1 protein-coding gene is annotated in these 459 nt (G+C 65.4%); it reads left to right on the top strand.

Features of this window, described 5'->3' with window-relative positions:
* Nucleotides 1-182: 182 nt before the first annotated feature.
* Nucleotides 183-459, top strand: a 277-nt coding sequence (locus M3677_RS17175; RefSeq protein ID WP_251161161.1) for a hypothetical protein, incomplete at its 3' end; no start/stop codon positions are given.

Genomic DNA, 459 nt, shown 5'->3' with positions numbered 1-459 from the left:
ATCACGATCCATGTCGGCACGGAACCGCCGGCAGAACCGGTAGCAGCTGTGAGCATCCGATGACCGTAGTGGCCTGCTGCCGTGTGCAGCCTGTTCGCGACGGTGCCGAAAAGGGCAGCAAGGTAGCGGCTGGCCCGCGCCAGATCGTCCGGCCGCACTCGCGCAGCTGTCACGATGTGCGGATGACAGCGTGGCCGTTCGCCGACTCGCCGGACACCTTGATCTTCACTACCCAGCCTGTGCTGGATGGAGCCCCGGTCGTGGACGTCTTTCACGACGAGGACGGCGATTGGCAGATGCTCTGCGGCACGACGCTGAACCCTGCAGACGGGAGGATGGTCCACGTCGAGCACCTGGTGCAGATGCACCCCTCGCTTTGCGACCTGAGCGATCTACCTCTGGGCTGGTCGGCAACCGTCTGCGACGACCCCGGACATCATGGGTGGTGCCGGTCTCCCG

Origin of the sequence: Curtobacterium sp. P97, from assembly GCF_023712445.1 — a bacterium.
Lineage (GTDB): Bacteria > Actinomycetota > Actinomycetes > Actinomycetales > Microbacteriaceae > Curtobacterium.
The sequence above is the reverse complement of the archived record's forward strand: the minus strand, read 5'-3'. Positions and strand labels throughout refer to the sequence as shown.